This is a genomic window from Streptomyces siamensis, from assembly GCF_039543605.1.
In the GTDB taxonomy this organism is placed as follows: domain Bacteria; phylum Actinomycetota; class Actinomycetes; order Streptomycetales; family Streptomycetaceae; genus Streptomyces; species Streptomyces siamensis.
In genome coordinates this window covers 303,458-327,865 of the sequence record NZ_BAABKB010000016.1, presented here as the reverse complement: position 1 = coordinate 327,865, position 24,408 = coordinate 303,458, and the positions used below count along the sequence as shown (strand labels likewise).

Below are 24,408 nucleotides of genomic sequence, written 5' to 3'. Positions count from 1 at the left end.
CGGTGACCGACGGCCCTCGCTCGGACTGCAGGTCGAAGGTCCTGGTCAGGGGGGGGCGCACACGTTCCAGACCAGGCCGCCCAACGGCCGCGCGTCACGGACACCTTGACAGGGAGCCGAACCGGCACCCGAGCGCCGCCCGCACGGTCGCAGTGCACCACAGCCCGGTTGCGTTGCACCGAAGGCGCCAGGCGCGCCCGACCTCACACAAGGGCGCGGGGCGATCGCTTCTCTCTGCCTGACCTCCAAGGAGGGCGGGGCGATTGCCTCTCTCCGCCCGTGGGCGCGGACCGATCCCCTCGCTCCGCCCGGCCGCGCCTCGACCGCCCCGCGAGCACAGGTCCTCCGAAGAGGCCGTTCCCCGCAGCGCCCTGGACCGCGAACGCCTGCCCGGAACGGCCCGCGGGTCCACAGCTGCACCTGGCGAGCCCTCTCTGCGCATGTCGCAGCCATCGTCCACGTCATTCACCGGCCGATGAGGGCCGTGGCCAGAGCTCACTTGCCTCCCCTAATCGAACGAACTAGTCTGTCCGATTAAGGGGGCCGGCGGCCATGCCGGACCTGCCGACACCTGGTTCAACAACGCACATCTGAAGGTGACACCATGCGTGCAGTAGTCCTGGAAGAATTCGGCGCCCCCATGGTGCTGAAGGAGATCGCGAAGCCCATGGCCGGTCCCGGCCAGGTGCTGGTGCGAATCGAGGCAAGCGGCGTCAACCCTCTCGACATCAAGATCGCTGCCGGCCAGGCCGCGCACGCCAAGCGCACCCCCCCTGCGGTGCTCGGTCTGGACATGGCCGGCGTGGTGGAGGAGGTCGGCCTGGGCGTCAGCGAGTTCGCCCCGGGCGACGAGGTCTACGGAATGACCGGCGGCGTAGGCGACCTACAGGGCTCGCTGGCCCAGTACGCGGCGGTCGACGCCCGCCTGCTGGCGCACAAGCCGAACTCCGTCGACATGCGCCAGGCGGCCGCACTTCCTCTGGTGACCATCACGGCATGGGAGGGCCTCATCGACAGGGCGCAGGTCAGCGCCGGCCAGAAGGTCCTGATCCACGGCGGCGCGGGCGGTGTCGGGCACGTGGGTATCCAGATAGCGCACGCGCGTGGCGCTGAGGTCTTCGGTACCGACGCACCGCACCGCCTCAAGGTCGTCGAAGCGCTAGGAGCGACCGCCATCGACTACACCACCGAGACACCGGACCAGTACGTCGCCCGCCTCACCGACGGTGAGGGCTTCGACATCGTCTACGACACCGTCGGTGGTCCAGTCCTCGACGCTTCCTTCGCCATCGCGCGGACCTACACCGGCCACGTGCTGAGCTCTCTGGGCTGGGGAACCCACAGCATCGCCCCGTTGTCCTTCCGCGGTGCGACCTACTCCGGCGTCTTCACACTCGCCCCCATGCTGACCGGCCGCGGCCGCGAGCACCACGGCGAGATCCTGCGCCACATCGCCAGCCTGGTGGACACGGACAAGCTCAGGCCGACGTTGGACCCCCGCCACTTCTCCCTCGCCGACATCACGGACGCGCACAGGGCCGTGGCGGACGGAAGCGCCACCGGCAAGATCGTCGTCAGCATCGACCACTAGGCTCGGATCGAAGGCGCCGACCGGGTTGCTCAAGAAGCCCGCGTGTCGGCCTCGCGGTGGGGCTGGGTGAAGTTCTGCGCGCCGCAGGCCTTGAAACCCCGGTGTGCTGCATGAACTCCAACGCCAGCCAGACGTCGCACCCCCGCTCCTGCCCTTCGCCGAGCGGACCGCGGGATGCGGTCGGAACGGCCCTGCTTCGACGGGTCAGACCGTCACGGGACGGACGGACGCGGTGATCCGGTCGGCGACGGCCTTGATGGCGCTGTAGGCAAGGTGATGCATGGTCGCTCTCCTGCAGAGTGGGAAGGCCCTCATCGGCTCGGCGCCGAGGGCAGATGTGCGGCGTAGCGCGAACGTCTCCGTACGCCGCCGGATCGAACGGAAGTGGAGCGAGTACGGCGTGCTCTGAACCGTCTGGCCGACATCGACCTGGCACGGCATGGCCCCTTGGGCCAGTACCGGCCGATGAGGCCCGAGGCCGCTGGGGCCGACCTGTTGAGCCGTCGACGGCTGGAAGCCGGAAAGGGGTTCGCCGGCGTGCACGCGGCAGTGTCGGACTTGACCGACCAGTGCCGCGCCGGGCGACTGATCGGGGGTGCCTACGACACCGTGGCAGTCCCGCATCCCGCAGGGCTGCTCGATGCCCTCTTGGAGCTCTATCTGGCCTACTGGGAGCGCGCGCAGCCCTGCCGTGATTCTTCAAGTCACGCGGAGTCGGACGCACCCACTCAGGAGGAGCTCATGCTGCTGGAGATGCTGAAGGCAAGCTTCAAGGACCAGACCATCGCCCGACGTCTCGGCCGGAGTTCTCGCACCGCCAGTCGACGTATGACCGTACTCATGAACGTCTGAGCGCGGAAACTCGGTTCCAGGCCGGCATCGAGGCCAGAACGCTAGGCTGGATCTGATCGCGCAACTGCCCGTAGGAGCAGTGAACTCGGATCTGACCGAGACCCACGAAAGCGCCCAGAACATGGCCTTTCACTCACATTCCGCGAGAGGCCCACGGCCCTACGCGTCCATGCCGCCCTCGAGAAAGCGGCACCGATTCCGTGCGGTGTCAGGTCACTCTCGGTTCAACCCGCCACCGCTCTGCCCCGCCTTGAGATGGGATGCGCAGCCATCAGTCCGGGAGAAGGCCATGTACCAGTCGAATCAAGGACACCCGACGACGACCCGCCCGGAGCTCGCGAAGGCGGCTCGACCGTGCGAGCCGGCGGGATGGGGCCCGGCCCCACGACGTGCGGATGTTGCGCGGTCGGCCCGCCGCACCCGCACACCGTCAACGGTCCCAAGCGCAGCCGGTGATGACGGAGCGTGTAAGTTCCTCGCCGGTGGACCGAGGCGCGACGGGAGCAGGCAAGGTCCTCAGGCGCGGCAGTGCGGGACAGCTCCGCCGGGGACCCGGCCGCGGCCGGCAGGCGGGGGCAAGGCCCGCGATCTGTGGCGCGCTACCGGAACCCGAAAGCCTCAAGGAGCGATGACCAGTCGGCGGATCAGCCCGTCCTCGAGGGTGAAGTCGTAGCGGAGTTCGATCGTGTTGCCGGGGAAATTGCCGTCGAGTCGCTGGGTGACGGTCCAACGGTCCGGTGCGACCTCGGCAGCCCCCACATAGGTGGTCGTGTACGTGTACTCCGAGGCAGCGCGGTTGAGCCACTGCTCTATGGCAGGCAGACCGTCATACGTCTTCCCGTCGTCGGTGACCTGGGCGTTCGGCGTCATGAGTGCCGCCGACGCCGAGGCATCGCCCGCGTTGTGCACGGTGAGATAGCGACGGATCACCTCGGGCAGGCCGTCGCGGTCCACCGGCGCGGAGGAGAGGGTGTCGGTCATGATTGCCTCGCTTTCCATGGGTTCGCAGCGTTGGAGGGTTCAGAGGGTGGGGACCGTACCGCCGTCGATCACGTGCTCAGCGCCGACGATCGCCGACGCGGCATGGCGCATGTCCGTTCCGGGGTACACCTGTGGCACACCCCTACTCACTGCTAAAATAGAACCTAGTCACTTTCACTTTAGCAGTAACCCGAGGGGGTCATTCCATGGCGAGCCGGATCAGACTTGAGGACCACGAGTGTCCGCTGTCGACAACTGCGCAGCACGTCGGCGAGTGGTGGACCCTGCTGATCCTGCACGACGCCTTCGACGGCTACACACGGTTCGACCAGTTCCAGCAGAGCCTCAACATCTCGACGAGCATGCTGACCGCGCGACTGAAGACACTGGTGGCCGACGGCCTGCTGGAGCGGCGGCCCTACCAGACCAACCCCCTGCGGCACGAGTACGTCCTCACGGAGCGAGGACGCTCGCTGCGCCCTGTGATCGTCGCCCTGGCGGCCTGGGGCAACCAGAACCTCACGCCGGAGCAGCGGTCGATGATCCTGGTCGACGCCGAAACCGGCGAGGAGGTCGAACCGGTCGTCATCGACGCGCACACCGGTCGCCGACTGGACGACAGCGAGGCATTCGTCTTCACCGCGGGGCGCGCGGCCAGCCCGGCGATGCGCGCCCGCTACACAGAGCTCGGACGCAGCCGGCCCCGGCCGACGGCGAAGCAACAGACCTGAATCCCGGCAGTGCACCTGTGACCGGCCCGGCAAGGGACCCACACCATCGAGCGGCTCGGCCGGAACAGGGAGATACCTGGCTTCGCGACCAAGCCCCGCCGGCAGGCCGGCGCTGCGGCGTCCCCGCCCAGCACGCCTACTGCCCCGGCGCACACCGCGAACACTCTCTCGTCAGGCCTACCCACGACGTTCGCCGGGCGCGGACCAGGCGCTTTGCAGTCCTGTATGAAGGGGCACGAACGGAAGCGCGGTCAGATCCTCAAGCGCCTGCGACCGCCGCCGTGGTGTCAGCTCCGGCGTCGGGCCGCGGGTCCCGGCAGGACGGTGACCTCTGTCGGGGAGAGCGCCGCGTGCTCGTCGGAGCACTCGACCACGACGCGTACCGGGGCGCCGCATTCGCTGTGCTGGATGTCGAGCACCGGGCCCTCGGGATCCCCGACGTGTGTCTCGCCCCACTGTCGGAGCGCCACGAGGACGGGCCACAGATCCCGGCCTTTGGGGGTCAGGCGGTACTCGTGCCGGGTTCGGCTGCCCTGCTCCTGGTACGGAACGGTCCGCAGGATCCCGGCCTCGACCAGCTTGCGGAGCCGGCCGGCCAGGACCGCCTCCGAGAGCCCCACATGGCGGCGGAAGTCGTCGAAGCGACGGACCCCGTTGAAGGCGTCACGCAGGATCAGCAGCGTCCACTTCTCGCCGATCAGGTCGAGGGTGCGCTGGACCGTGCAGTTCTCTGTGCTGATCTCCAGCCACTTCATGCCGTCATCGTAGGCAAGCCACCTGGCTTTGTCATTGACAGTCAGCATTCTTTCGAGCTAGCTTCGAAAAACAAAGTCAGAGGAGGTAACACAGCCGCATGGAACGGTCTCGCACATACGACTGGGAAGACCCCACGATCTCGGCGGCCGCCGTCGGCCAGGGCTCGGGGCTGGACTTCCTCCGGGAGATCCTCGCCGGACGTGTGCCCCCGCCTCCGGTCGCCTCGACACTGGGCTTCGCTCTCGAAGAGGTGGACCACGGACGAGCGGTGTTCTCCCTGGTGCCCGGCGAGGAGCACTACAACCCCATCGGCAGCGTGCACGGCGGGATCTACGCGACGATGCTCGACTCGGCGGCGGGCTGCGCGGTTCAGTCCACCCTGCCGCAGGGCATGGGCTACACGTCGCTCGACCTCACGGTGAAATTCCTGCGCCCCATCACGGTCGACACCGGCAAGGTCCGCGCCGTCGGCGGCGTCCTGAGCAGCGGCCGACGTACCGCGCTCGCCGAGGCCCAGCTGCTGGACGGATCGGATCGTCTCCTCGCGCACGCCACCAGTACGTGCATGGTGTTCCCGCTGCCCACCGCCTGACCCGCACTCCCCCAGCTCACACACCCGACACGGAGACGCCGTGACCCGCGACCGCACCATTCGGCTCGACAGACAGTCCCCCTCCGATCCCGCCGGGACGATCCGCGTCGAGCGCGCGGGGGCGCTGGTCACCCTCACCATCGACAGGCCCGACAAGGGCAACGCCCTGACCCTGGCCATGTACCGCGCTCTGGCCGACGCCGTCACCGAGGCGGATGCCGACCCGGGCGTACGGGCCATCGTGCTCACCGGTACGGGCCAGGACTTCTGCGCCGGGAACGACCTCGACGACTTCCGCGCCCACCCCGGAACGGCCCTGACCCTCAGCTCCCCAGTCCTGGAGTTCCACAAGGCGATACGGCACAGCCACACCGTTCTCGTCGCGGCCGTCGACGGGGCCGCCGTCGGAAGCGGCGCCACCGCGCTGCTGCACTTCGACCTCGTCTACGCGACCCGTCGCAGCCATCTGCAGTACGCGTTCGTCGACCAGGGCGTCGTACCGGACGCCGCCGCCAGCCTCCTGCTCCCGCAGCGTCTCGGGCCCCAGCGTGCCGCCCAGCTCCTGCTGCTGGGCGCACGCGTCTCCGCCGCGCAGGCCGCACAACTCGGCCTGGTCTCCGAGGTGTTCGAAAGCCGCGAGCACCTCGACACTCGCGTCGCCGAGCAGGTGGCGACCCTGCTGGCCGCGCCCGAGGGGGCGCTCAATGCCACGCGCGCACTGCTCAGGCCCACCGGGAATGACCCGCTGCTGCGGATGTCGGCCGAAACCGCGACCTCGGCCCGACTCCTGAGCACGACGAACTCGTCCATGCGCAACATCTCCCGCGCAGGCGGCCCGACACCTGCTCCCTAGGGGGCGGGTCCTGGGGCACAGGCGGTCGAGCGTCGTCGACGTTCGGCTGAACGGATGGTGCGGAAGACCCCCACGGTGACGGCTCGTGCGGAAGTCTCTATTGATGACCGTGTCGAACCCGCGCGCGACCTGGACATGGGCTGACACTCTGGGGAGTCCAGCCGTCGTCAACGCGTCCTGCGCCGACGACAGTTCAGTCCTGTCTCAGGAGGTCGTCATGCCCCAGCCCTCCGTCCTCGCCGCCCTGGCGGCCGGTCTGCACAGTGGTGCGATCGAAGTCGTCGACCTCACCTCCCCCTTGTCGTCGTCCACTCCGGTGATCCAACTGCCCCCCGAGTTCGGTCAGACGGCGGTGTTCGAACTGGAGGAGATCAGCAGGTACGACGACCGGGGTCCGGCCTGGTACTGGAACAACTTCCGCAGTGGTGAGCACACCGGCACACACTTCGACGCGCCGGTGCACTGGGTGACCGGGAAGGATCGTGCGGACGTCGCGTCGGTGCCGGCGCGTCGGCTGATCGCACCCGCGGCGGTGCTGGACTTCTCCGCCGCGGCCGCCAAGGACCCCGACTTCCTCGTCGAGGTCGACCACATCAAGGCCTGGGAGGCGGACAACGGGCCCCTGCCCGACGGCGGTTGGATGTTGGTCCGCACCGGTTGGGACGCCCGCTCGCACTCTCAGGAGGCGTTCGTCAACGCCGACGAGAACGGCCCGCACACCCCCGGTCTGTCGCCCGATTGTGCCCGGTGGGTGGCGCAGGAGTCGCCGGTGATCGGTCTCGGCGTCGAGACGGTGGGCACCGACGCCGGGCGCGCGCACGCCTTCGACCCGGCCTTCCCCTGCCACTCGTACCTCATGGGCAGTGACAAGTACGGGCTGACCCAGTTGCAGAACCTGGCGGCGCTGCCCCCGACCGGTGCTGTCGTCGTCGCGGGCCCCCTGCCCATCGTCACGGGATCCGGGGCTCCCGCACGGGTGCTGGCTCTGGTGGAGCGCTGATGAAGGTCGCGGAAGCCGTGGGCCGGGCGGTGGCCGCGGCCGGGGTCGACCACGTGTTCGGTGTGGTCGGTTCGGGCAACTTCCATCTGACCAATGCCATGGTCGCGGCGGGCTGTCGGTTCGTCGCCGCCCGCCACGAGTGCGGTGCGGCGACCATGGCCGACGCCTACGCGCGGACGAGCGGCACGGTGGCCGCGCTGAGCGTGCACCAGGGCCCCGGCCTGACGAACGCCATGACCGGCATCGCCGAGGCGGCCAAGAGCCGTACACCACTTCTCGTGCTGGCCGCCGAGGTGACCGAACCGAGATCCAACTTCTACGTCGACCAGGAGGCGCTCGCCCAGGCGGTGGGCGCTGTCACGGCGCGCGTGACGTCGGCGGAGGACGCGGTCGCGCAGGCCGCCGCCGCGGTGCGACGAGCCGTGCACGAGCGGCGCACCGTGGTGCTGAACCTTCCGCTGGCGGTGCAGGCCCTGGAAGCCCCCGACAACGCACTGTCCTCGATCGCCCCACCGCCCGGACGGACCGCGGTCGAGCCGGCGGCTGCCGACGTGGCCGCGCTGGTGGCGGCGCTCGGACAGGCGCGGCAGCCCGTCTTCGTAGCCGGCCGGGGCTCCCGCGCGCCCGGCTGCCGGGACGCCCTCGCGGCACTCGCCGAGCGCTACGGCGCACTGTTGGCGACCTCGGCCGTCGCTCGCGGACTCTTCCACGCCAGCCCGTGGTCGCTCGACGTGTCCGGGGGCTTCTCGTCACCCGTGGCGGCCGAGTTGATCCGGGGGGCTGATCTGATCGTGGGCTGGGGCTGCGCACTGAACATGTGGACGATGCGGCACGGTCGGCTGATCGCCCCGGACGCCACCGTCGTGCAGGTCGACGACGACGCGGACGCGCTCGGCGCGCACCGGAACGTGCAGCTCGGCGTCGTCGGCGATGTGGAGCTCACGGCGCGGCGCGCGCTCGACCTCACGGCGGGCGACGCATCGCGGCAGGGCTACCGGACCGCCGACGTCGAGGCGGCCATCGGCGGACGGATCCGGTGGCGGGACGTGCCGTACGACGACGAAGGCGGCCGCGAGCGGATCGACCCACGGACCCTGAGCATCGCGCTCGACGACATCCTCCCCGCCGAGCGCGTGATCGGCGTGGACTCCGGCAACTTCATGGGCTACCCGGCCATGTACCTGTCGGTGCCGGACCACAACGGCCTGTGCTTCACCCAGGCGTTCCAGTCGATCGGCCTGGGGCTGGCGACCGCGATCGGCGCCGCGCTGGCCCAGCCGGAACGGCTGCCGGTGGCCGCACTCGGCGACGGAGGCGCGCTGATGAGCGCCGTGGAACTCGACACCGTTCGCCGCCTCGGGCTTCCGATGGTGGTCCTGGTGTACAACGACGACGCGTACGGAGCGGAGGTGCACCACTTCGGGCCGGACGAGCACCCGCTCGACACGGTCAGGTTCCCACCCACCGACATCGCCGCCATGGCGCGAGGGTACGGCTTCGAGGCGGTGACCGTACGTGCACTCGCGGACCTGAAGGCCGTCGAGGACTGGGTCGACGGACCACGCTCCGTGCCTCTGCTCATCGACGCCAAGGTGGTCAGTGACCATGGGGCATGGTGGTTGGAGGAGGCGTTCCGTGGCCACTGACCTTCGTTGAGGTGGCGGGGGCAGCCTCGGCGGACGGCGCGAGCACCGCCCCCGTGCCGGTCTTTCCACGACCTGCAGAGCCGCTCCTCCCGGCGGCTCAAGTCCGCCATGAGGCGACGGTGCTGGTCGCAGCCGTGAACGAGCGGCTGGGACCAGCACCGTCGCAGCGACCCTCAGACGACGTCGAATTCGTTGCCCTCGGGGTCCTGCATGGCGGTGGCGTAGAACCCCATGTCCGGCTCATCCTTGATCCGCAGCACGGTGGCACCGGCCTTGACCAGTCGTTCCACCGTGGCCTTGACCCTCTGCGTGCGGACGTCCAGCAGGACGTCACGGCCCCCACCGACCTTCAGGTCGAAGTGCCACCGGTTCTTGGCGGCCTTCGGCTCCGGAACCTGCTGGAACCACACCCTCGGTCCACGTCCTGCGGGGTCGATGATCGACTCCGGAACATCCCCGGCACCGGCCGGCAACTCTGCCTCGGGAACCCCCATCGCCGCCCAGTAGGCACGCCAGGTGGCGTGCCCGCCCGGCGGAGGCTCAGGCACGTAGCCCAGGGCCTCGGCCCAGAACGTCACCATTCTCTGCGGATCGGAGCAGTCGATCGTCAGCTGCACTGTCATCTCCATCCTCGGAGCATCCCAGGCAGGTCTGACAGACGATCCAAAGTCCCGGAGTCGGGACCAGCCCCTAAAGGTCTGTGATGGCCATCCAAAGGTCCACGTCTGAGATCATCAGCCGGCCCGGTCGCTGTGCGGCCGTGTCCGGGACAACCGCCCGTACCAAGGGCCGGTCCCCCTTCTCTACGGTCACCTTCGTGCCGTCGAACTTCGGTGACTTGGCGGTGATGACCGAACGCAGCTCGGTGGCGGCCCGGTTGGCGGTCGCCTCGTCCTTGACCACCAGGCACAGCACCTCGGTGTTCTTGGCGGCGGCAGAAGCCTGCTGGCCGAGGGCGGACAGTCGTACCGGCCTGGTGGGGGTGAGTGGATTGAAGTCGGCCCGGTAGGCGTCACCCAGGCACTCGGCAGCGCGCTGATACTCGTTCTTGTCGGCCAGCGAGGCGCCGTCCTTCGGGTTGACGGCGGACATAGGTGTGTCGCCCTGAGAGGAGTAGGAGATCTCGTCCTTCGAGACCTGGAACGAGACACCCGTACGGCCGGGACGCGTCCAGGACTCGTCGTCCTCGCTTTGCTTGTAGCCGTTCGACTTCAGCGAGGTGGTGATGGCCGCCGCGTCGAACGAGCCCTCCCAGTGGCCCGCGTTCTTGGTGTCGACAGCGGTGTCGATCTGAGTGACCTTCAGGTGCTGCCCCCACGGCCCGGGCTCGTACGCGTTCAGCAGGCTGCTGCCCGGTTGACCGACAGAGGCGAACCGCTTCTCATCGCCCTTGCTCAGCTCACGCACCTTTTCGGCGTCGAGGTAGGTCACCTGGTTCGCGCTGGTGTCCTCGGCCAGACTGCCCAGCCCCTGCAGCACCCCGGAACTGCTGTCGCCATGACCGGAGTCGGACGAGCAGCCAGTACCGGCGGCCAGGAAGACGGCGAGTGCCGTGGCACCGAGGACAGATCTGCGCGCTGATGTGGGCATGGCGAAGAAGCTTAGCGGCGTGCTGCGGAGCCGGAGGTGCGGGAGGGGTGGCGGCAGCACCGGACGGTGCTGCCACTCAGTCATGCGACTCACTCGGGTCGCGGTACGGCGAGGGCCTCCTGCAGAAGGGAGTACGGCGGGTCGGTGATGAGGTAGAAGTGGTTCCCGGTGACGCCGACCTCCCGGACGGGCATCGCGCTCAGCGCGCTCCACGGGCGGAGGTCCGCATCGTCGTCCTGGTCGCCGACGATGGTGGTGACGGGACACTTGAGCAGCGGCTCGGGTGCCATGTCGTACCTGTGGAACATGCGGCCGTCGGCCATCAGGTACGGCATGACCACCTCCTGGAAGATCGGGTCGGCCGCCATCTCCGCGTCGGTGCCGCCCATCCTGACCAGGTCCGCGAGCAGTTGGTCGGGGTCTTCCTCGGGCCCGGCGAGGTGGGGAAGTGCGGCGTCCCGGGAACCCGAGGCAAACAGGTGCTCGAGGTGGATGCCCCGGCTCTGCAGCGCGCGTGCCGTCTCCAGGGCGATGGGAGCTCCCAGGCTGTGCCCGAAGAACGCCAGCGGGACATCCGCCAGCGGTTCCAGCGCATCGGCGATGTCCGAGGCGAGCCGGACGAGGTCGTGCGGGGGCTCCTCGTCGAACCGGTCGGCACGCCCCGGGTACTGAACGGCGTGCACCTCCACCTCGGTCAGCGTCTGGCCCCAGGCGCGGTAGAAGGCGGCCGACCCGCCGGCGTGCGGGAAGCACACCAGACGGATACGCGCCTCGGGCCGGGCGGTGTCGCACACGAGCCAGCGCGAAGAGTACGTGGTCACTGGCCGGCTCCCTTGCGTGCGCGCTGCTGGCGAAGTCTGGCCGTACGGGCTCTGCGGGCGGCCTCGGCGGTGCCGGAGGGACCCGTGTCCTCTCCCTGCTCACGGCCGGTGCGGATGAGCGTGGCCTGTGCCGACACGGTGGTCTCCTGGAAGAGGGAGACGATCGACGGCCGCAGCCCGCAGAGCCGCTCCAGCGCGTCCTGCAACTTGAACATGGACAGCGAATGGCCGCCGAGATCGAAGAAGTTGACGTCCAGCGGCACCGTGGCCACGCCGAGCACCTCCGACCACGCGGCCGTCACCTGGGCGGTGAGCGGATCGCCGGTGGCGGGCGCGGGCCGGGGGGTGGGCGGCTCCATGGCGAGCGTCCGCAGCAGCGCGCGGTCGAGCTTGCCGTTGAGGTTGCGCGGCAACTCCGGCAGCACGCGCAGTTCGCCGGGCACCATCACCGGCGGCAGCTTGTCCGCGAGGGCACGGCGCAGCGCGACGGGGTCTGCGTCCTTCGGGGAGGCGACGAAGCCGATCAGACCCGTTCCCTGTGCGTCGGGCAGGACGACCGCCTCCTGGACGTCTGCCAGCAGGCGCAGCGTCGATTCGACCGCGCCGAGTTCCACGCGGTGGCCGCGGACCTTGATCTGGTCGTCCTTACGGCCGATGAAGTCCAGCCGGTGCTCCGCGTTCCAGCGCACGATGTCACCGGTGCGGTACATGCGCGCGCCGGGCTCGGCGACGAAGGGGTCGTCGAGGAAGACGGCCGCCGTGGCCTCGGGGCGGCCGAAGTAGCCGCGTGTCACTCCGGCCCCGCCGATGAACAACTCGCCTTCCGTGCCAGGAAGTACGGGCTGGAGTTCGTCGTCGAGTACGTAGAGGCGGGCGCCGGGGACCGGGCCGCCGATGCTGACCGGTTCGGGTCCGGTGCAGCGGTGGAAGGCGGCCCACACGGTCGCCTCGGTGGGGCCGTACTCGTTGACGAGATCCACTGTGGAGGAGTGCACCGCGAAGTGCCGGTCGGCGAGTGTCTGCGGCAGGGCCTCGCCCGCGACGATCACCTGCCTCAGCGATGCCAGTGGCGTGGTCCCGGCGCGTTCGGCGGCGTCGAGCAGCAGCCCGTACAGCGTGGGCACACACAGGGTGCTCTCCACCTGGTGGCGGCTGACGAGGGAGACCAACTGTTCGGCGTCGCGCAGTTCGTCCGCGGTCGCGACGACCAGGCAGCCGCCCGCCTGGAGCGTCCCCCATACACCGGCGACCGACGAGTCGAAGGCCAGCGGGGACAGCAGGAGGAAGGTAGAGGTCTCCGGATAGACCATGAGGCGGGCCTGCGTGGACGCGGCGAGATTGCGGTGCTCGACGATGACGCCCTTGGGCTCGCCGGTACTGCCCGAGGTGTAGATGAGGTAGGCGGGATCCGCCGGACCGGGGGTGGCGGCGAAGGAGTCGGAGTCGGACGGAGCGGCGTCCGGGACGCTCGGGACCGTCACGACGGGCACCTGGGAACCAGCCGTCCGAGGCTGCGTGTGGGCCGTCGCCACGACGGCCTTCACCTGCGCGTCGTGGAGGATCGTGGCGAGCCGGGCATCCGGCTGCGCCAGATCGATGGGCACATAGGCGGCGCCCGCGCCGAGGATGCCGAGCACGGCCCCGATCATGGCGGCGGAGGGCTCGGCGAGGAGAGCGACCCGGTCTCCGGCACCGATCCCGGCTGCGGCAAGGCGGTGGGACAACTGCCGGGCCCCGGAGATCAGTTCGCCGTACGTGACAGCGATGTCCCCGCAGCGCACGGCGACCGCCGCGGGGCGGTCGCCGGCCAGCCGGGCCACCGCTTCGTGCGCGGGAACGAACGGGGCTTCTGGCAGTGGTTCGCCAACTGCCGCGGCGGTCGCCTCCGGTATCGCTCCTTCGCTGCCCTTCGCCCTGGACGGAGCGGATTTCACCTGCTGTAAGGCCGACATGAAGAAGAACTCCCCAAATCTGTCAACGGGATCCCTGGAGCCTGTTCGCAGTTCATGCGCGCCGGCCGGGTTCACCACCACTACGTCAACGAACTCATGGGTATGAGTTCGCTTATTGCTCGGTTTGGGTTCGAGAAGGATTGTGCGGTCCTTGTTGTCGCCAGTGACCACGCCGTGGTGGGGTGATCACAGGAGGGCGGATTAGCCGACGCAACCGTTCAGCACAGGAGGCGAGTTGGGTGTCCGGATTGGATGCCGGTCGGGGTTTCATGTCATGCGGCCTTACAGAAAGCGGAGTTGCGGAATCAGCATCACGGGGCCCTCTTTTGGTTCGTATTCGGTTCAACGACAAGAACTCCTGATGAGCAGGCGGACCGTGCAAGCGTTTCTGCTCGTCAAGAGAGGCGGGTCGGCACGGCGTCCGCTTCGCCGCGGATCCGGCGGACCACGGCGATATGCCCGCTCAGCGTCCGCCGGGCCAGCATCTCGCGCACCGGGACACGGATCCCGAACTCGCTGTTCACCCTGCGGATGAGCCGGGTGATCAGCAGGGAGTCGCCACCCTGGGCGAAGAAGTCGGCGTCCGCCGGGACAGCCTCGTGACCGAGCAGTTCCGCCCAGATCCGGGTCACTGTCTCCGTCGAGTCGACCGGGGCCGGGCCCTCGGGTTCGGACTGTTCCGACTGCTCCGGCAGCGGCACGGAGGCCGGGGAGCGGCTGAGATCCTTCGCGGGCGGGGCAAGCGCTTCCTGCGCCACCGAGGAAGGGCCCGCGAAGGGGTAGCCGGGCAGCCTGGTCCTGCAGCCAATGCCGGTCACCCCGGCCGGCGCGACCGGCTGTCCCAAGGTCCACAGGGCGCCGACGCCACTGAGCGCCGAGGACCCCGGCGCGTCCTTGACCTGGTCCAGGGCGACCGCGGGGATCCCGGCCGCCTCCGCCATGGGCGAGAGGGGACGCCCGGGACCGATCTCGACGGCCAGAGCGCCCGGCAGGTGCGCGGCCAGCGAGTCGAGGGCGGCGCCGAACAGCACGGACTGCCTGACCTGCGTGACGAACATGTCGCGCGGAAGTCCGGTCCCGGCCACGACGACCCCGCCGGAGACGTTGAGTGCGATCGGCAGGGTGGACGGCCGGAGTTCGATCCGGGCCATCGCCTCGGTCAGCGCGGGCAGCGCGGGCTCGATCAGCCGGGAGTGGCCTGCGTGGCTGTAGCGCAGGCGCCGCACGAAGAAGGTGTCCCCGAGGCGTCGCTGATATTCGTCCACCTCCTCGACCGGCCCGCCGAGAACGCAGGAGTCCGGGCCGTTGACCGCGGCCACATCGAGCTTGAGACCCCACTCCTCGGCGAGCGCCAGGGCCTGCTGCACGTCCGCACCGATGGCCAGCATCGCGCCCTCCGGACAGTCCTGCATGGCCCGGCCGCGCGCCGCGATGAAGGCGGCCGCGTCCTGAAGCCCGAAGACTCCGGCGACAGCGGCTGCGGTGATCTCGCCGGAGCTGTGTCCGCAGACCGCGGCGGGCCGGACCCCCAGGTCCTGGAGTGCTGTCGCCGCCGCGTAGCCGATGGCGAAGAGGGCCGGCTGCGCCAGCGCGGGCCGGTTCAGCTCGTCCGCGGGGAAGTCCGGGTCGTACAGCGCCTGCCGGATACGCTCCGCCGGCGGGGAGGCGAAGGCCGCGAGGCATTGGTCGAGCGCCCGGCGGAACCCGGGAAGCGCGGTGAACGGCTCGGCCATGCCCGGGCGTTGGGCGCCCCCGCCGGGGAAGAGGAAGACCACCGGGGCGGAGCCGGTCGCCGGCGCCGTGCCCCGGGACACGCCGGACCGGGCGGCGAGGCCCTCGGCGACCTCGGCACTCGTCCGGCCGGTGATCGCGAGACGTTCACCCAGGGCCGGACGGCCATGAGCCAGGGTGCCGCAGACGTCGGCGAGATCGGGGTCGTGGGACTTGAGGTGGGCCGCCAGATCGTCGGCCATGCGGTCCAGCGCCTCAGGGTCCGCCGCGGACAGGAGGACCAGGCGCTCGCGCGGGGCCTGCTCATCCTGGGCGGCCGGTTCGCGCGGCGGCGCCTGCTCGATCACGACATGGGCGTTGGTGCCGCCGATCCCGAACGCGCTCACCCCGGCGCGCCGCGGCAGCTCCCCGGTCCACGGGACGGCCTCGGCGGGTATGTACAGCGGCCAGTTCTCGGTCTCGAGCAGCGGATTGTGCTCGGTGAACCCCGCGACGGGCGGGATCATGCCGCTGCGCACCACGAGCAGGGCTCTGATCAGCGCGGCGACCCCCGCGGCAGCGTCGAGATGGCCGACGCTGGCCTTCAGGGCACCGACCGCCACACTGCCCGGCCGGGCTCCGGCCCGACGCAGCGCGGTGCCTGCTGCCGCCCACTCGATCGGATCGCCGATCCGGGTGCCGGTGCCGTGGGCTTCCAGATAGCCGATGGTCCCGCCGTCGACGTCGGCCGCGCTCAGCGCGGCGCCGATGACTCGCTCCTGTCCCGCGGAGGACGGCGCGTAGTAACCGGCCTTGGTCTGCCCGTCGTTGTTGATCGCGGTGCCCAGGATGACCCCGTACGGCTCGGGGTCGTCCTCGGTGATGTCCGACAGCCGGCGCAGTACGACGGCGCCCGCACCGGACCCGGCGATCACCCCGTCCGCGTGCCGGTCGAAGGCCCGGCAGGCGCCCGCGGCGGACAGCACACCGCCCGGTGTGTGCAGGTGGCCCGCCTGGGGGTAGCCGAACCCGGCCCCCACCACGAGGGCCTGGTCGCAGTCGCCGCTGAGCAGGGCCTGCACGGCCAGATGGACGGCCACCAGCGAGGAGGAGCACGCTGTCTGCACGGCGAACGCCGGTCCGGTCAGCCCGAGTTTGTACGCGACGCGGCTCGCCATGAAGTCCGGCTCGGTACCGTGGATCAGGTCGTCGAGGAGCCCCGGATCGGTGTGTCCGGCGCGGACCATCGCGCGCATATAGCCGCTGCCCGTCATGGACGCGTAGACGCTGGTCACCGCGAGGTCGTCGCGGGGCGCTACTCCCGCGTCAGCAAGCGCGTTCCATGCCACTTCCAGCATCCAGCGATGCTGTGGGTCCATCAGTTCGGCCTCGCGCCCCCGGATCTGGAAGAAGTCGTGGTCGAAGCGGTCCCAGTCGTCGAGATGACCGCGTACGGGCACGTAGTCCGGGTCGGCGGCCAACGCGGCGGGCACTCCGGCGGCGAGCAACTCCTCCTGCGTGTACCGCTTGCTGTGCACGCTTCCGTGGAGCTGGGAATCCCACCAGGCGTCGAGGTCACGAGGGCCGGGGAGCCGCGCTGCCATGCCGGTGACCGCGATATCTAAGGAGCGGTCTCGACTCGTCATAACGTCCCCCATCATCTTGTTGGAAACGGGATGTTGCATCCGATGTCGCGCTGATGGCACGTGAATTGAGCGGTCGTCGGTGGTTCCTCGTACCGCGCTGCGATCATGACACAGACCGCCCTCCGTGAACGAGGTGTTGTCGGCCGTCACATTCGTGACGAAAGGTGGCCTCAACACCCTTTACAGGCAGGGAGACTGGCTGGAGGCGTCAGAGCATGGCACCGTCATACGCTCCTGATGTTGGGCTCCAAACCCGTCATCGTCTCGGATTCCGAAGGGAGTCGACGTGCCGCAGTCGAATGCCGCGCGGGCCGCAGTTGGCACCAGGGAATTATCAGGGGAAGGACTGCATGAGGTCTTCTCCGCACATGCACGCGCTCAGCCGCGGCGCATAGCTCTCATAGCTCCGGACGCCCGGGTCTCGTACGGTGAATTGGACGCCCGCGCCGAGGAATTGGCCCGTCGGCTTGCCGCCGCCGGTGTCGGACAGGGCCATCTGGTGCCGCTTCTGCTGCCGCGCTCCGTCGACCTGATCGCCACGCTGCTGGCCGTTCTCAAGCTCGGCGCCGCCTACGCGCTGCTCGATCCGGACTGGCCGCCCACTCGTCTCGCGGCGGTGGTCGATCAGCTCCGGCCGCCACTCGTCGTCGCCCGGCCGGGCGTGGCGAGCGAGCTGTCCGCGCCGCTGTGGACAGCGGCCGAGGGCGGTACGAGTCAGAGCCCGGCCCGCCCCACGGTGGCGGTACGCGGGTCCGACGCATGTTCCGTGTTCTTCACCTCGGGCACCACAGGACGGCCCAAAGGGGTGGTCACCCCGCACCGGGCGACGGCGCGGCTCTTCCGGGAGGGCACCTTCGCGCGTTTCGGCCGGGACACGGTCATCCCCCTCGCGGCGGCGCTGCCGTGGGACGCGTTCTCCCTCGAGCTGTGGGCCGCGCTGTGCAACGGCGGCACCGGCGTCCTGATCGACGAACCGTTCCTGACGGCCGAGGCCCTGCGCGCGATGGTCGCCGGCCATGGAGTGAACACGGCATGGCTGACCAGCAGTCTGTTCAACCTGATCGTCGATGAGGACCTGACGGCACTGAACGGCCTGTCCCAGCTCATGATCGGCGGTGAGCGCCTGTCGGGACGACACGTCGCCCGCTTCCTCGACCGGTTCCCCGACACGGCCCTGATCAACGGCTACGGACCGGTCGAGAGCACGGTGTTCGCCACCACGCACCGCATCACCGCCGCGGACTGCACCCGGGGCGGCGGCATCCCGCTGGGCCGGCCGGTGCCCGGCACCTCCGTCTTCGTCCTGGACGACGGCCGCCCCTGCGCGACCGGGGAGCTGGGTGAGATCTGCGTCGCGGGCGACGGCCTGGCCCATGGCTACCTCGGCGAACCGGCCCTTACCGCGGAGAAGTTCACGGACGTGGCCATCGATGGAGCGCAGGTCCGGGTGTACCGCACCGGGGACCTGGGCACCCAGGACGAGAACGGGATCATCGAGTTCCGCGGGCGGATCGACCGGCAGGTGAAGATCCGCGGCAACCGCGTCGAACCGGCCGAGGTGGAGCGCCAGATCGAGCACCTGGTGCCCTACGTCGCCGACTGCCGAGTGGTCCCGCGCTGGAACGAACTCGGCAGCGTCTTCGAGCTGGTGGCCTTCTGCATTGCGAGCCGGACCGGCGCCACACCGCCGGATGTACCGGCGATCCTTGCCGAGCACCTGCCCGCGTACCAGCGTCCCGTCGCCGTCGCCTTCGTCGACTCCTTCCCGCTGACCGGCACCGGCAAGCTGGACGACCGGGCCCTGCTGGCCGGCGTGCCCGAGGCGCCCGCCGAGCACCATCACGGCCCCATCGACGACCCGCTCGTCCGCCTGGTGGCCGAGGAGTTCGCCGCCGTGCTGGGCGGCCGGGCCGTGCCACCGCACATACCCTTCTTCGGACTGGGTGGCTCCTCGCTGCAGGCCGCCCGCGCCTGCACGCGCATCGGCAGGAGAGCGGGGCAGCCGGTACCACTGCCGATGTTGTACGAACACTCGTCAGCCGAAAGTCTGGGAGCGTGGCTCAAGTCGGCGCGGAGCGCGAACGCAGTACCCCCGCCCACCGGCGACATCCCGCTGACCTCCATGGAGCTCGCGTTCCTCACCCGCCATCTGACAGCACCTCAGGACCGTGCCGGCTACTGCCTGATGACCTGGCATCTGGACGGCCGACTCGACCAGGACGCCCTGGAGGCGGCCATCGCCACCGTCCACGAACGGCACCAGGTGCTGCGTACGGCCTTCCATGTGGATCCCCGGCCGCACGCAGAGGTCACCGACATCCCCGCCCCGCCCCTGGAACTCATGGACGCCCGACCGACCGTGGACGAGGCGGTCGACGCACTGCGGCAGCTCTTCGACGAGCCCCTCGAACCCCAGGACGCCGACCTGTGGCGCACCGCGCTGGTACCGCTGACCGAGACACGCGGCTGGCTGTTCGGACTGCTGGTCCACCACATCGCCTTCGACGGCCGGTCGGAATCCGTCCTGGCACGTGATCTGTCCGACGCCTACGCCGGACGTGAGCCGAGCGCCGCCCCGCCCACCCTGGCCGAGCGGGCCCGGCTGACGACGGCGGCCACCGCCGTGACGAACGCGGCCGGGCGGACGGAGCGCATACGGGAGGAGCTCCAGGACGTACCCCAGATCCACTGGCCGGAGCAGCCCGGCGCTGGGGAAGCCGGAACCGGACACCTCGACGTGACCGTCCCCGCGGCCGAAACGGCTCGCCTCGACGCGCAGGGCGCGGCGCTCGGAGTGAGCCGCTTCGTGGTGCTTCTGTCGGCATGGGCCGACACCTTGGCAGAGGTCTGCGGGCAGCAGGACTTCGCGGTCGGCGTGCCCGTCGCCGAGCGCACCGTCCCGGGCCTGGAGCAGACCATCGGCTGTCTGATCAACATGGTGCCGGTGCGCCTGCGCGGCGACGCGTCGGGCCGCGGCGAGGACGGCATCCGTGAGATCGGGCGACTGGTCCACCAGGCCTTCAGCCGCAGCGACGTCCCCTTCACGGACATCGCGCAGGGCATCGGACCGGCGACGCCCGGGCGGCCGCCGGTGTTCCAGTCCCTCTTCGCCCTCCAGGACAACCCTCCGCCCGGGCTCGACCTGCCCGGTGTCGTCTCCACGCACCTGCGCCAGCCGTACGCCGCCCTCCCCCTTGAACTGCACCTCGAAGTGTGGCCGGACGCGGAGGGCGCGCTCGACGCGGTGCTCTCGTTCCGGCGCGACGTCGTCGCCGAGGCCACTGCCCTGAACCTGCTCAAGGGTTTCCATGACCGTCTTGCCCTGATCGCCGCGGGAGCTGCATCGTGACCGTATCCACGTACACCCCTGCCGACGTACTCGACCCGGAGCTGCACGCCTCAGGGCAGGTGCACCGGCTGTGGCGCTGGATGAGACAGCACACCCCCGTCCACTGGCACGAACCAGGTGACCTGCCGGGCTTCTGGTCCCTCACCCGATACGAGGACGTCCGGAACGCGTACCAGAACCCGGCCGTCTTCAGTTCGGCGCAGGGCGTCCTGCTGCGGCCGACGGAGCTGGGCGTGGATCCCGGCAGCGGTCGGACCATGGCCCTGACCGATCCGCCCCGGCACCGCGCCCTGCGCGGGCAGGTGGCCGACCGGTTCACCGAACGATGCGCCCGCTCCCTGGCGGACGAGATGCGCACCGAGATCCGCTCGGTGGTGAGGCGCGCCGTCGAGGAGGGCACCTGCGATGTGGTCCACGACATCGGGGCCCGGCTCTCCAGCTACAACATCTCCCGGCTGCTCGGTGTGCCGCCGAAGGACCGCGAGCAGCTGCTGGCGTGGAGCACAGAGGCGTTCGAGTCCGGCAAACCCCTCACCAGCCACGTCGCGTTGATGCGCTATTTCATCGACATGATGTACGCGCGGATGGAGACGCCCGCGGACGACGTGATGGGCATGTTCGTGGACAACGAGGTGCAGGACGAACTACTGACCGAGACCGAGATCCTGCTGAGCTGCGAGAACCTCGTCGGAGCGTCGGAGAACGCGGGCCTGTCCATGGCCGCGGGGATCCTCGCCCTCGCCGAGCATCCGCAGCAGTGGCAACAGCTGGTGCGGGAGCGGGACGGCGAACTCGTCAGGACCGCGGTGGAGGAGGTGCTGCGGTGGACGAGCAGCGCCACGCACAGCATGCGAACAGTGACGGCGGACACGGTCGTCCAAGGTCGGCGCATCGCCGCCGGGGACCGGGTCGTGCTGTGGATCCCCTCGGCCAACCGGGACGAGTCGGTGTTCACGGACCCCGACCGGTTCCACCTCGGTCGGCAGCCCAATCGCCATCTGGCCCTGGGGACGGGCGAGCACGTCTGCATCGGGAGCACCATGGCCCGCCACCAGATGCGGATGCTCCTGGAGACACTCACGGAGCTGGTCGCCGTCATCGAACCGGACGGAGACGTGGAGCCGCTGCATTCGATCACGGTGAACGGACCGGCCCACGCCCCCGTGCGCCTGGTCCCCCGCTGAGTCAGGCCTTCGCGTTCTCCGCAGCCTCGGGCTGCGTCTGCCCGGCGTCCTGCCGGCTCTGCGCCCACCGGACGGCGAAGGGCGCCGCCAGGCCCGTCAGCGCGAACAGAGCTCCCACGACATACCACCCGGGGCGGCCCCAGGTGATGCAGAGCGAGATGAGCAGTGCCGGTCCGAGGGCGTCGGCCAGCCCTGCTCCCAGGCCGAACACGCCCAGGTACTGACCGGTGGCATGCCGCGGGGCAAGGGCGAAGGACACCTCGAACCCCGCGGCGGAGTACCACAGTTCGCCGATCGTGTGGATCACTGCGGCAGTGAGGAGCAGCGCCGCCGCAGCCCACCCCGGTATGCCCGCGGCCGATGAGATCAGCGCGCAGGAGAGGAGAAAGGCCATGCCTGCCCGGCGGTAGGCGTTTCCGCCGGCCGCCGGGGAATCGATGCTGCGGCTCGCTCGCACCTGGAAGGCGATGACGATGAAGGTGCTGGTGAGGATCGTGCCTGAGATGAGCCAGTGCGGAGCGGTGGTGGCACCGACGAGCCAGAGCGGGATGCCCACGGTGAGCACCTTGAACTGGACGGCCATCATGCCGTCGAGGGCGGTGAGCAGCAGGTAAGGGCGATCGCGCAGGGCGGTCCAGCGGGGGCCGGCGACGGCGGGGACCGGTGCGACCGGCGGGAGGAGGAGCAGGATCACCGCGGCGACCACGAAGGCGACCGCGTTGCCGATGACCATGAGTTGATAGGCGGTGAGCGTGCCGACCTGAACCACCCAGCCCGCCAGCACGGCACCGAGCGAGATGCCGAGGTTGGTCACCGCACGCAGAAACGCCCGGAACTCCTGCGGCCGGTCCCCTCCGTAGTGCCGGATGAGCGGCGAACGGGCGGCGACTCCGGCCGTCCTCGCCCCGGCAGCCGCGCAGACCGCGAGCACGAACGGCCCAAAGCTGTCCGCCAGTACGAAGCCTGCCGTGGCCAGCGCCTGGACGGCAAGGGTCGCCGTATAGACGCCGCGCGCCCCGTACCGATCTGCCAGATGGCCGACGGTGACCCCCAGAGTCAGCGCGACGATCCCGGCTATGCCGAGCCCGAGTCCCACCTTGTCTGCCGAAAGGTGCACCGCCTGGGTGAAGTACAGCACCCCGGCCGTCAGATAGAGGCCGTAGCCAATGGTGTAGACGAAGTTGACGGTCGCAAGAACGCGCTGCGGTCCGGTGTCCGGAATCAGGCGGGGCATGCAAAACTCCACGTCACAGGTGGGAATCGAGTGCCTGGCAAGCTTGTTGTGCGTTGCTTGCAATATCAAGAGTGTCGCCTTGGCCGGACAGCCCCGACTGCGCCCATCGGCACCGCAATGCCGGCTCTGCGGCCTGTAACCGGTGCGGCCGCAATGGCCGATCACGCGCACACCGGGCCACCGTACGCAGCCGGCCCGCCGCATAGCAGGGCGAGAGCGCATACCTGTGCGGTCGTGCGCGGGGGCATGGGCGGGCGAGGGGGACGCATCACTCCCCCTCCACATATTTACAAGCATATACTCATGTTTGCGGGATGGTAACGAAGATCACCTCGCGCACCCTGTCACGCAACACCGAAGAACGGACTTACGGCACACTTAGAAGTAGGAGCATATGCTCCTTATGTCTGCGCACAGGCAGGGGCGGCCACACCGCCGCACCAGGGGTGGGATCCCCGGGCGTACCCGCCAGGGGCCGCGCGACCGCGGGCGCCCAGTTCGGCGACATCCAGTCGCCGACCCCTGCGCACCTCGGGAGAAGAAGCCGAGAGCCCCGAGGGCCGGGCGACCTTCACCTTGGCGCACGCGAACCCGCACCCGCGGGAGTCGGCCACGGAGGGACCTCCCGGTCGACGCGTACACGGGCCGGAAGGGGCGACACCCCTCCCGCGTCACCGCTTCGACAGGTGACACGTGATGTGCGCACCCATGTCAAACCTGATGTTTTGCGAAAGGAAATTAAGTGAACACCTCTCCCACGGAGTCCGCCGATCAGAACGCCGCCGGCACCGAATCGGCGGAGGCCGGCCGCGGTTTCTCTCGGCGTGCGTTCGTCGGTGGCGCGGCCGCCGCGGCCGCCGGCGTGTCGCTGGTCGGGGCGTCCGCGATCCCCGCAGCGGCCCATCCTGTCCGGCGGACGACGGAGCAGGGCTTCGGGTCCGTCTCGACGGCTCCGCGGCTGCCCGCCGGGTTCACGAAGACGTTCAAGAGCCGCTTCGTCCGGGCGAACGGGATCCGTCAGCACGTCGTGGTCGGCGGTGACGGTCCGCCGCTGCTGCTGGTCCACGGCTGGCCGCAGAACTGGTACGCCTGGCGTCTGCTCATGCCGGAACTCGCCAAGAAGTACACGGTCATCGTGCCCGACCAGCGAGGCATCGGCCTGACCGAGAAGCCGGCCGACGGGTACGACACCAAGACCCTGGCCGACGACCTCGTCGCCCTGATGCGGGCGCTGGGCCACGAGCGGTTCGCCGTCGTCGGCCACGACACCGGCCTCATCATCAGCTACGCCCTGGCCGCCGACCACCCCGAACGGGTCGCCCGCCTCGCCGTCGCCGAGGTCCCCGGCCCGCCCGGCGCCGGCCCGTCCCCGGAGTTGTTCATCGAGGAGAAGTACAACAACAAGCTCTGGCACATCCCGTTCAACCGGGTCAACCACGAGATCACGGAGAAGCTGGTCAGCGGGCGCGAGGACCTCTTCTTCGGCTACGAGTTCGACATCCAGGGCGGCAGGAAGCAGCCGGATTACGCCCGCGAGTACTACGTCCGCCTCTTCTCCAACCCCGAGGCGCTGCGCGCCGGGTTCGGGCTCTACCGCGCCTGGGACACCATCGTCGCGCAGAACAAGACGCGCTCCGCGACGAAGCTTCCGATGCCCGTCCTGGCCGTCGGCGGCGCCGAGAGCTGGGGGCCAGGCGTCGGTGAGGGCTTCAAGCCCCTCACCACCTCGCTCGAGACCGTGGTCATTCCCGGCGCCGGCCACTGGATCGCCGAGCAGGCCCCCGAAGCCATGCTCGACGCACTCGGCACCTTCCTCGCCCCGTACCGCAGGGGTCGCTGATCCCACTTGGCGGGGCCGCACCGCTCCGCAGCCCCGCCACCGGGCGGCCGGGCCCCGGCACCCACACGCCGCGGTCCGGC

General features: G+C 69.9%; 18 protein-coding genes. 10 read left to right on the top strand and 8 right to left on the bottom strand.

The window, feature by feature from the left end; all coding sequences use genetic code 11:
* The first annotated feature begins 604 nt into the window (after positions 1-604).
* The gene (locus tag ABEB03_RS22045) at positions 605-1,591 is read left to right on the top strand and encodes a zinc-dependent alcohol dehydrogenase family protein (protein WP_345651882.1); all 987 of its coding nucleotides are present in this window, start codon (positions 605-607) and stop codon (positions 1,589-1,591) included.
* Between the two features lie 384 nt (positions 1,592-1,975).
* Positions 1,976-2,443, top strand: a complete 468-nt coding sequence (locus tag ABEB03_RS22040) for a hypothetical protein (protein WP_345651879.1) — start codon at positions 1,976-1,978, stop codon at positions 2,441-2,443.
* A gap of 618 nt (positions 2,444-3,061) precedes the next feature.
* On the opposite strand, the gene ABEB03_RS22035 is transcribed toward ABEB03_RS22040, so the two are convergent.
* On the bottom strand, positions 3,062-3,442 hold the full coding sequence (locus ABEB03_RS22035; RefSeq protein WP_345651876.1) for a nuclear transport factor 2 family protein: 381 nt from the start codon (positions 3,440-3,442) through the stop codon (positions 3,062-3,064).
* A 188-nt stretch (positions 3,443-3,630) separates the two neighbouring features.
* Here ABEB03_RS22035 and ABEB03_RS22030 point away from each other — a divergent pair, with 188 nt between their 5' ends.
* Positions 3,631-4,155 (top strand): winged helix-turn-helix transcriptional regulator, encoded by a 525-nt coding sequence (locus ABEB03_RS22030; protein ID WP_345651874.1) that lies wholly within the window; start codon positions 3,631-3,633, stop codon positions 4,153-4,155.
* A gap of 287 nt (positions 4,156-4,442) precedes the next feature.
* On the opposite strand, the gene ABEB03_RS22025 is transcribed toward ABEB03_RS22030, so the two are convergent.
* A complete protein-coding gene (locus tag ABEB03_RS22025) occupies positions 4,443-4,910 on the bottom strand; it encodes a winged helix-turn-helix transcriptional regulator (protein ID WP_345651872.1) in 468 nt (155 codons plus the stop codon).
* A gap of 98 nt (positions 4,911-5,008) precedes the next feature.
* Between ABEB03_RS22025 and ABEB03_RS22020 the strand changes: the two genes are divergently transcribed.
* From ABEB03_RS22020 to ABEB03_RS22005, 4 genes are all read left to right on the top strand, one after another.
* Entirely contained in the window at positions 5,009-5,503 is a 495-nt protein-coding gene (locus ABEB03_RS22020; RefSeq protein WP_345651869.1) for a PaaI family thioesterase, read from the top strand.
* A 40-nt stretch (positions 5,504-5,543) separates the two neighbouring features.
* The gene (locus tag ABEB03_RS22015; RefSeq protein ID WP_345651866.1) at positions 5,544-6,356 is read left to right on the top strand and encodes an enoyl-CoA hydratase-related protein; all 813 of its coding nucleotides are present in this window, start codon (positions 5,544-5,546) and stop codon (positions 6,354-6,356) included.
* Between the two features lie 217 nt (positions 6,357-6,573).
* A complete protein-coding gene (locus tag ABEB03_RS22010; protein ID WP_345651863.1) occupies positions 6,574-7,356 on the top strand; it encodes a cyclase family protein in 783 nt (260 codons plus the stop codon).
* Positions 7,356-9,002 (top strand): thiamine pyrophosphate-binding protein, encoded by a 1,647-nt coding sequence (locus ABEB03_RS22005; protein WP_345651860.1) that lies wholly within the window; start codon positions 7,356-7,358, stop codon positions 9,000-9,002. The genes ABEB03_RS22010 and ABEB03_RS22005 overlap by 1 nt, the downstream gene beginning before the upstream one ends.
* Before the next feature lie 173 nt (positions 9,003-9,175).
* Here ABEB03_RS22005 and ABEB03_RS22000 read toward each other — a convergent pair whose 3' ends face one another.
* The 5 genes from ABEB03_RS22000 to ABEB03_RS21980 all read right to left on the bottom strand — a co-directional run bounded on the left by ABEB03_RS22000 (position 9,176) and on the right by ABEB03_RS21980 (position 16,721).
* Positions 9,176-9,631, bottom strand: a complete 456-nt coding sequence (locus tag ABEB03_RS22000) for a VOC family protein (protein ID WP_345651855.1) — start codon at positions 9,629-9,631, stop codon at positions 9,176-9,178.
* A gap of 61 nt (positions 9,632-9,692) precedes the next feature.
* Positions 9,693-10,592 carry a hypothetical protein gene (locus ABEB03_RS21995; RefSeq protein ID WP_345651852.1) on the bottom strand — a complete coding sequence of 300 codons (900 nt, stop codon included), beginning with the start codon at positions 10,590-10,592 and terminating at the stop codon, positions 9,693-9,695.
* 89 nt (positions 10,593-10,681) lie between these two features.
* A complete protein-coding gene (locus ABEB03_RS21990) occupies positions 10,682-11,413 on the bottom strand; it encodes a thioesterase II family protein (RefSeq protein ID WP_345651849.1) in 732 nt (243 codons plus the stop codon).
* Entirely contained in the window at positions 11,410-13,365 is a 1,956-nt protein-coding gene (locus ABEB03_RS21985; protein WP_345651844.1) for a non-ribosomal peptide synthetase, read from the bottom strand. The genes ABEB03_RS21990 and ABEB03_RS21985 overlap by 4 nt, the downstream gene beginning before the upstream one ends.
* A 395-nt stretch (positions 13,366-13,760) precedes the next feature.
* Entirely contained in the window at positions 13,761-16,721 is a 2,961-nt protein-coding gene (locus ABEB03_RS21980) for a type I polyketide synthase (protein WP_345652687.1), read from the bottom strand.
* Between the two features lie 286 nt (positions 16,722-17,007).
* Here ABEB03_RS21980 and ABEB03_RS21975 point away from each other — a divergent pair, with 286 nt between their 5' ends.
* Positions 17,008-20,070, top strand: coding sequence for an amino acid adenylation domain-containing protein (locus ABEB03_RS21975; RefSeq protein WP_345651841.1), 3,063 nt, complete (start codon positions 17,008-17,010; stop codon positions 20,068-20,070).
* A complete protein-coding gene (locus ABEB03_RS21970) occupies positions 20,067-21,254 on the top strand; it encodes a cytochrome P450 (protein WP_345651838.1) in 1,188 nt (395 codons plus the stop codon). The genes ABEB03_RS21975 and ABEB03_RS21970 overlap by 4 nt, the downstream gene beginning before the upstream one ends.
* A gap of 1 nt (position 21,255) precedes the next feature.
* Here the strand turns inward: ABEB03_RS21970 and ABEB03_RS21965 are convergent, their stop codons facing one another.
* Positions 21,256-22,659, bottom strand: a complete 1,404-nt coding sequence (locus tag ABEB03_RS21965; RefSeq protein ID WP_345651836.1) for an MFS transporter — start codon at positions 22,657-22,659, stop codon at positions 21,256-21,258.
* Positions 22,660-23,230: 571 nt separating this feature from the next.
* Here ABEB03_RS21965 and ABEB03_RS21960 point away from each other — a divergent pair.
* Positions 23,231-24,328, top strand: coding sequence for an alpha/beta fold hydrolase (locus ABEB03_RS21960; protein WP_345651833.1), 1,098 nt, complete (start codon positions 23,231-23,233; stop codon positions 24,326-24,328).
* The last annotated feature ends 80 nt before the right edge of the window (positions 24,329-24,408 follow it).

Bases quoted from the DNA above. Each gene is read 5' to 3' on its own strand.
- ABEB03_RS22035 (WP_345651876.1), bottom strand. From the start codon at position 3,442: ATGGAAAGCGAGGCAATCATGACCGACACCCTCTCCTCCGCGCCGGTG.
- ABEB03_RS21985 (WP_345651844.1), bottom strand. From the start codon at position 13,365: ATGTCGGCCTTACAGCAGGTGAAATCCGCTCCGTCCAGGGCGAAGGGC.
- ABEB03_RS21980 (WP_345652687.1), bottom strand. From the start codon at position 16,721: ATGACGAGTCGAGACCGCTCCTTAGATATCGCGGTCACCGGCATGGCA.
- ABEB03_RS22010 (WP_345651863.1), top strand. From the start codon at position 6,574: ATGCCCCAGCCCTCCGTCCTCGCCGCCCTGGCGGCCGGTCTGCACAGT.
- ABEB03_RS22030 (WP_345651874.1), top strand. From the start codon at position 3,631: ATGGCGAGCCGGATCAGACTTGAGGACCACGAGTGTCCGCTGTCGACA.
- ABEB03_RS22005 (WP_345651860.1), top strand. From the start codon at position 7,356: ATGAAGGTCGCGGAAGCCGTGGGCCGGGCGGTGGCCGCGGCCGGGGTC.
- ABEB03_RS22045 (WP_345651882.1), top strand. From the start codon at position 605: ATGCGTGCAGTAGTCCTGGAAGAATTCGGCGCCCCCATGGTGCTGAAG.
- ABEB03_RS21995 (WP_345651852.1), bottom strand. From the start codon at position 10,592: ATGCCCACATCAGCGCGCAGATCTGTCCTCGGTGCCACGGCACTCGCC.
- ABEB03_RS22020 (WP_345651869.1), top strand. From the start codon at position 5,009: ATGGAACGGTCTCGCACATACGACTGGGAAGACCCCACGATCTCGGCG.
- ABEB03_RS22025 (WP_345651872.1), bottom strand. From the start codon at position 4,910: ATGAAGTGGCTGGAGATCAGCACAGAGAACTGCACGGTCCAGCGCACC.
- ABEB03_RS22000 (WP_345651855.1), bottom strand. From the start codon at position 9,631: ATGGAGATGACAGTGCAGCTGACGATCGACTGCTCCGATCCGCAGAGA.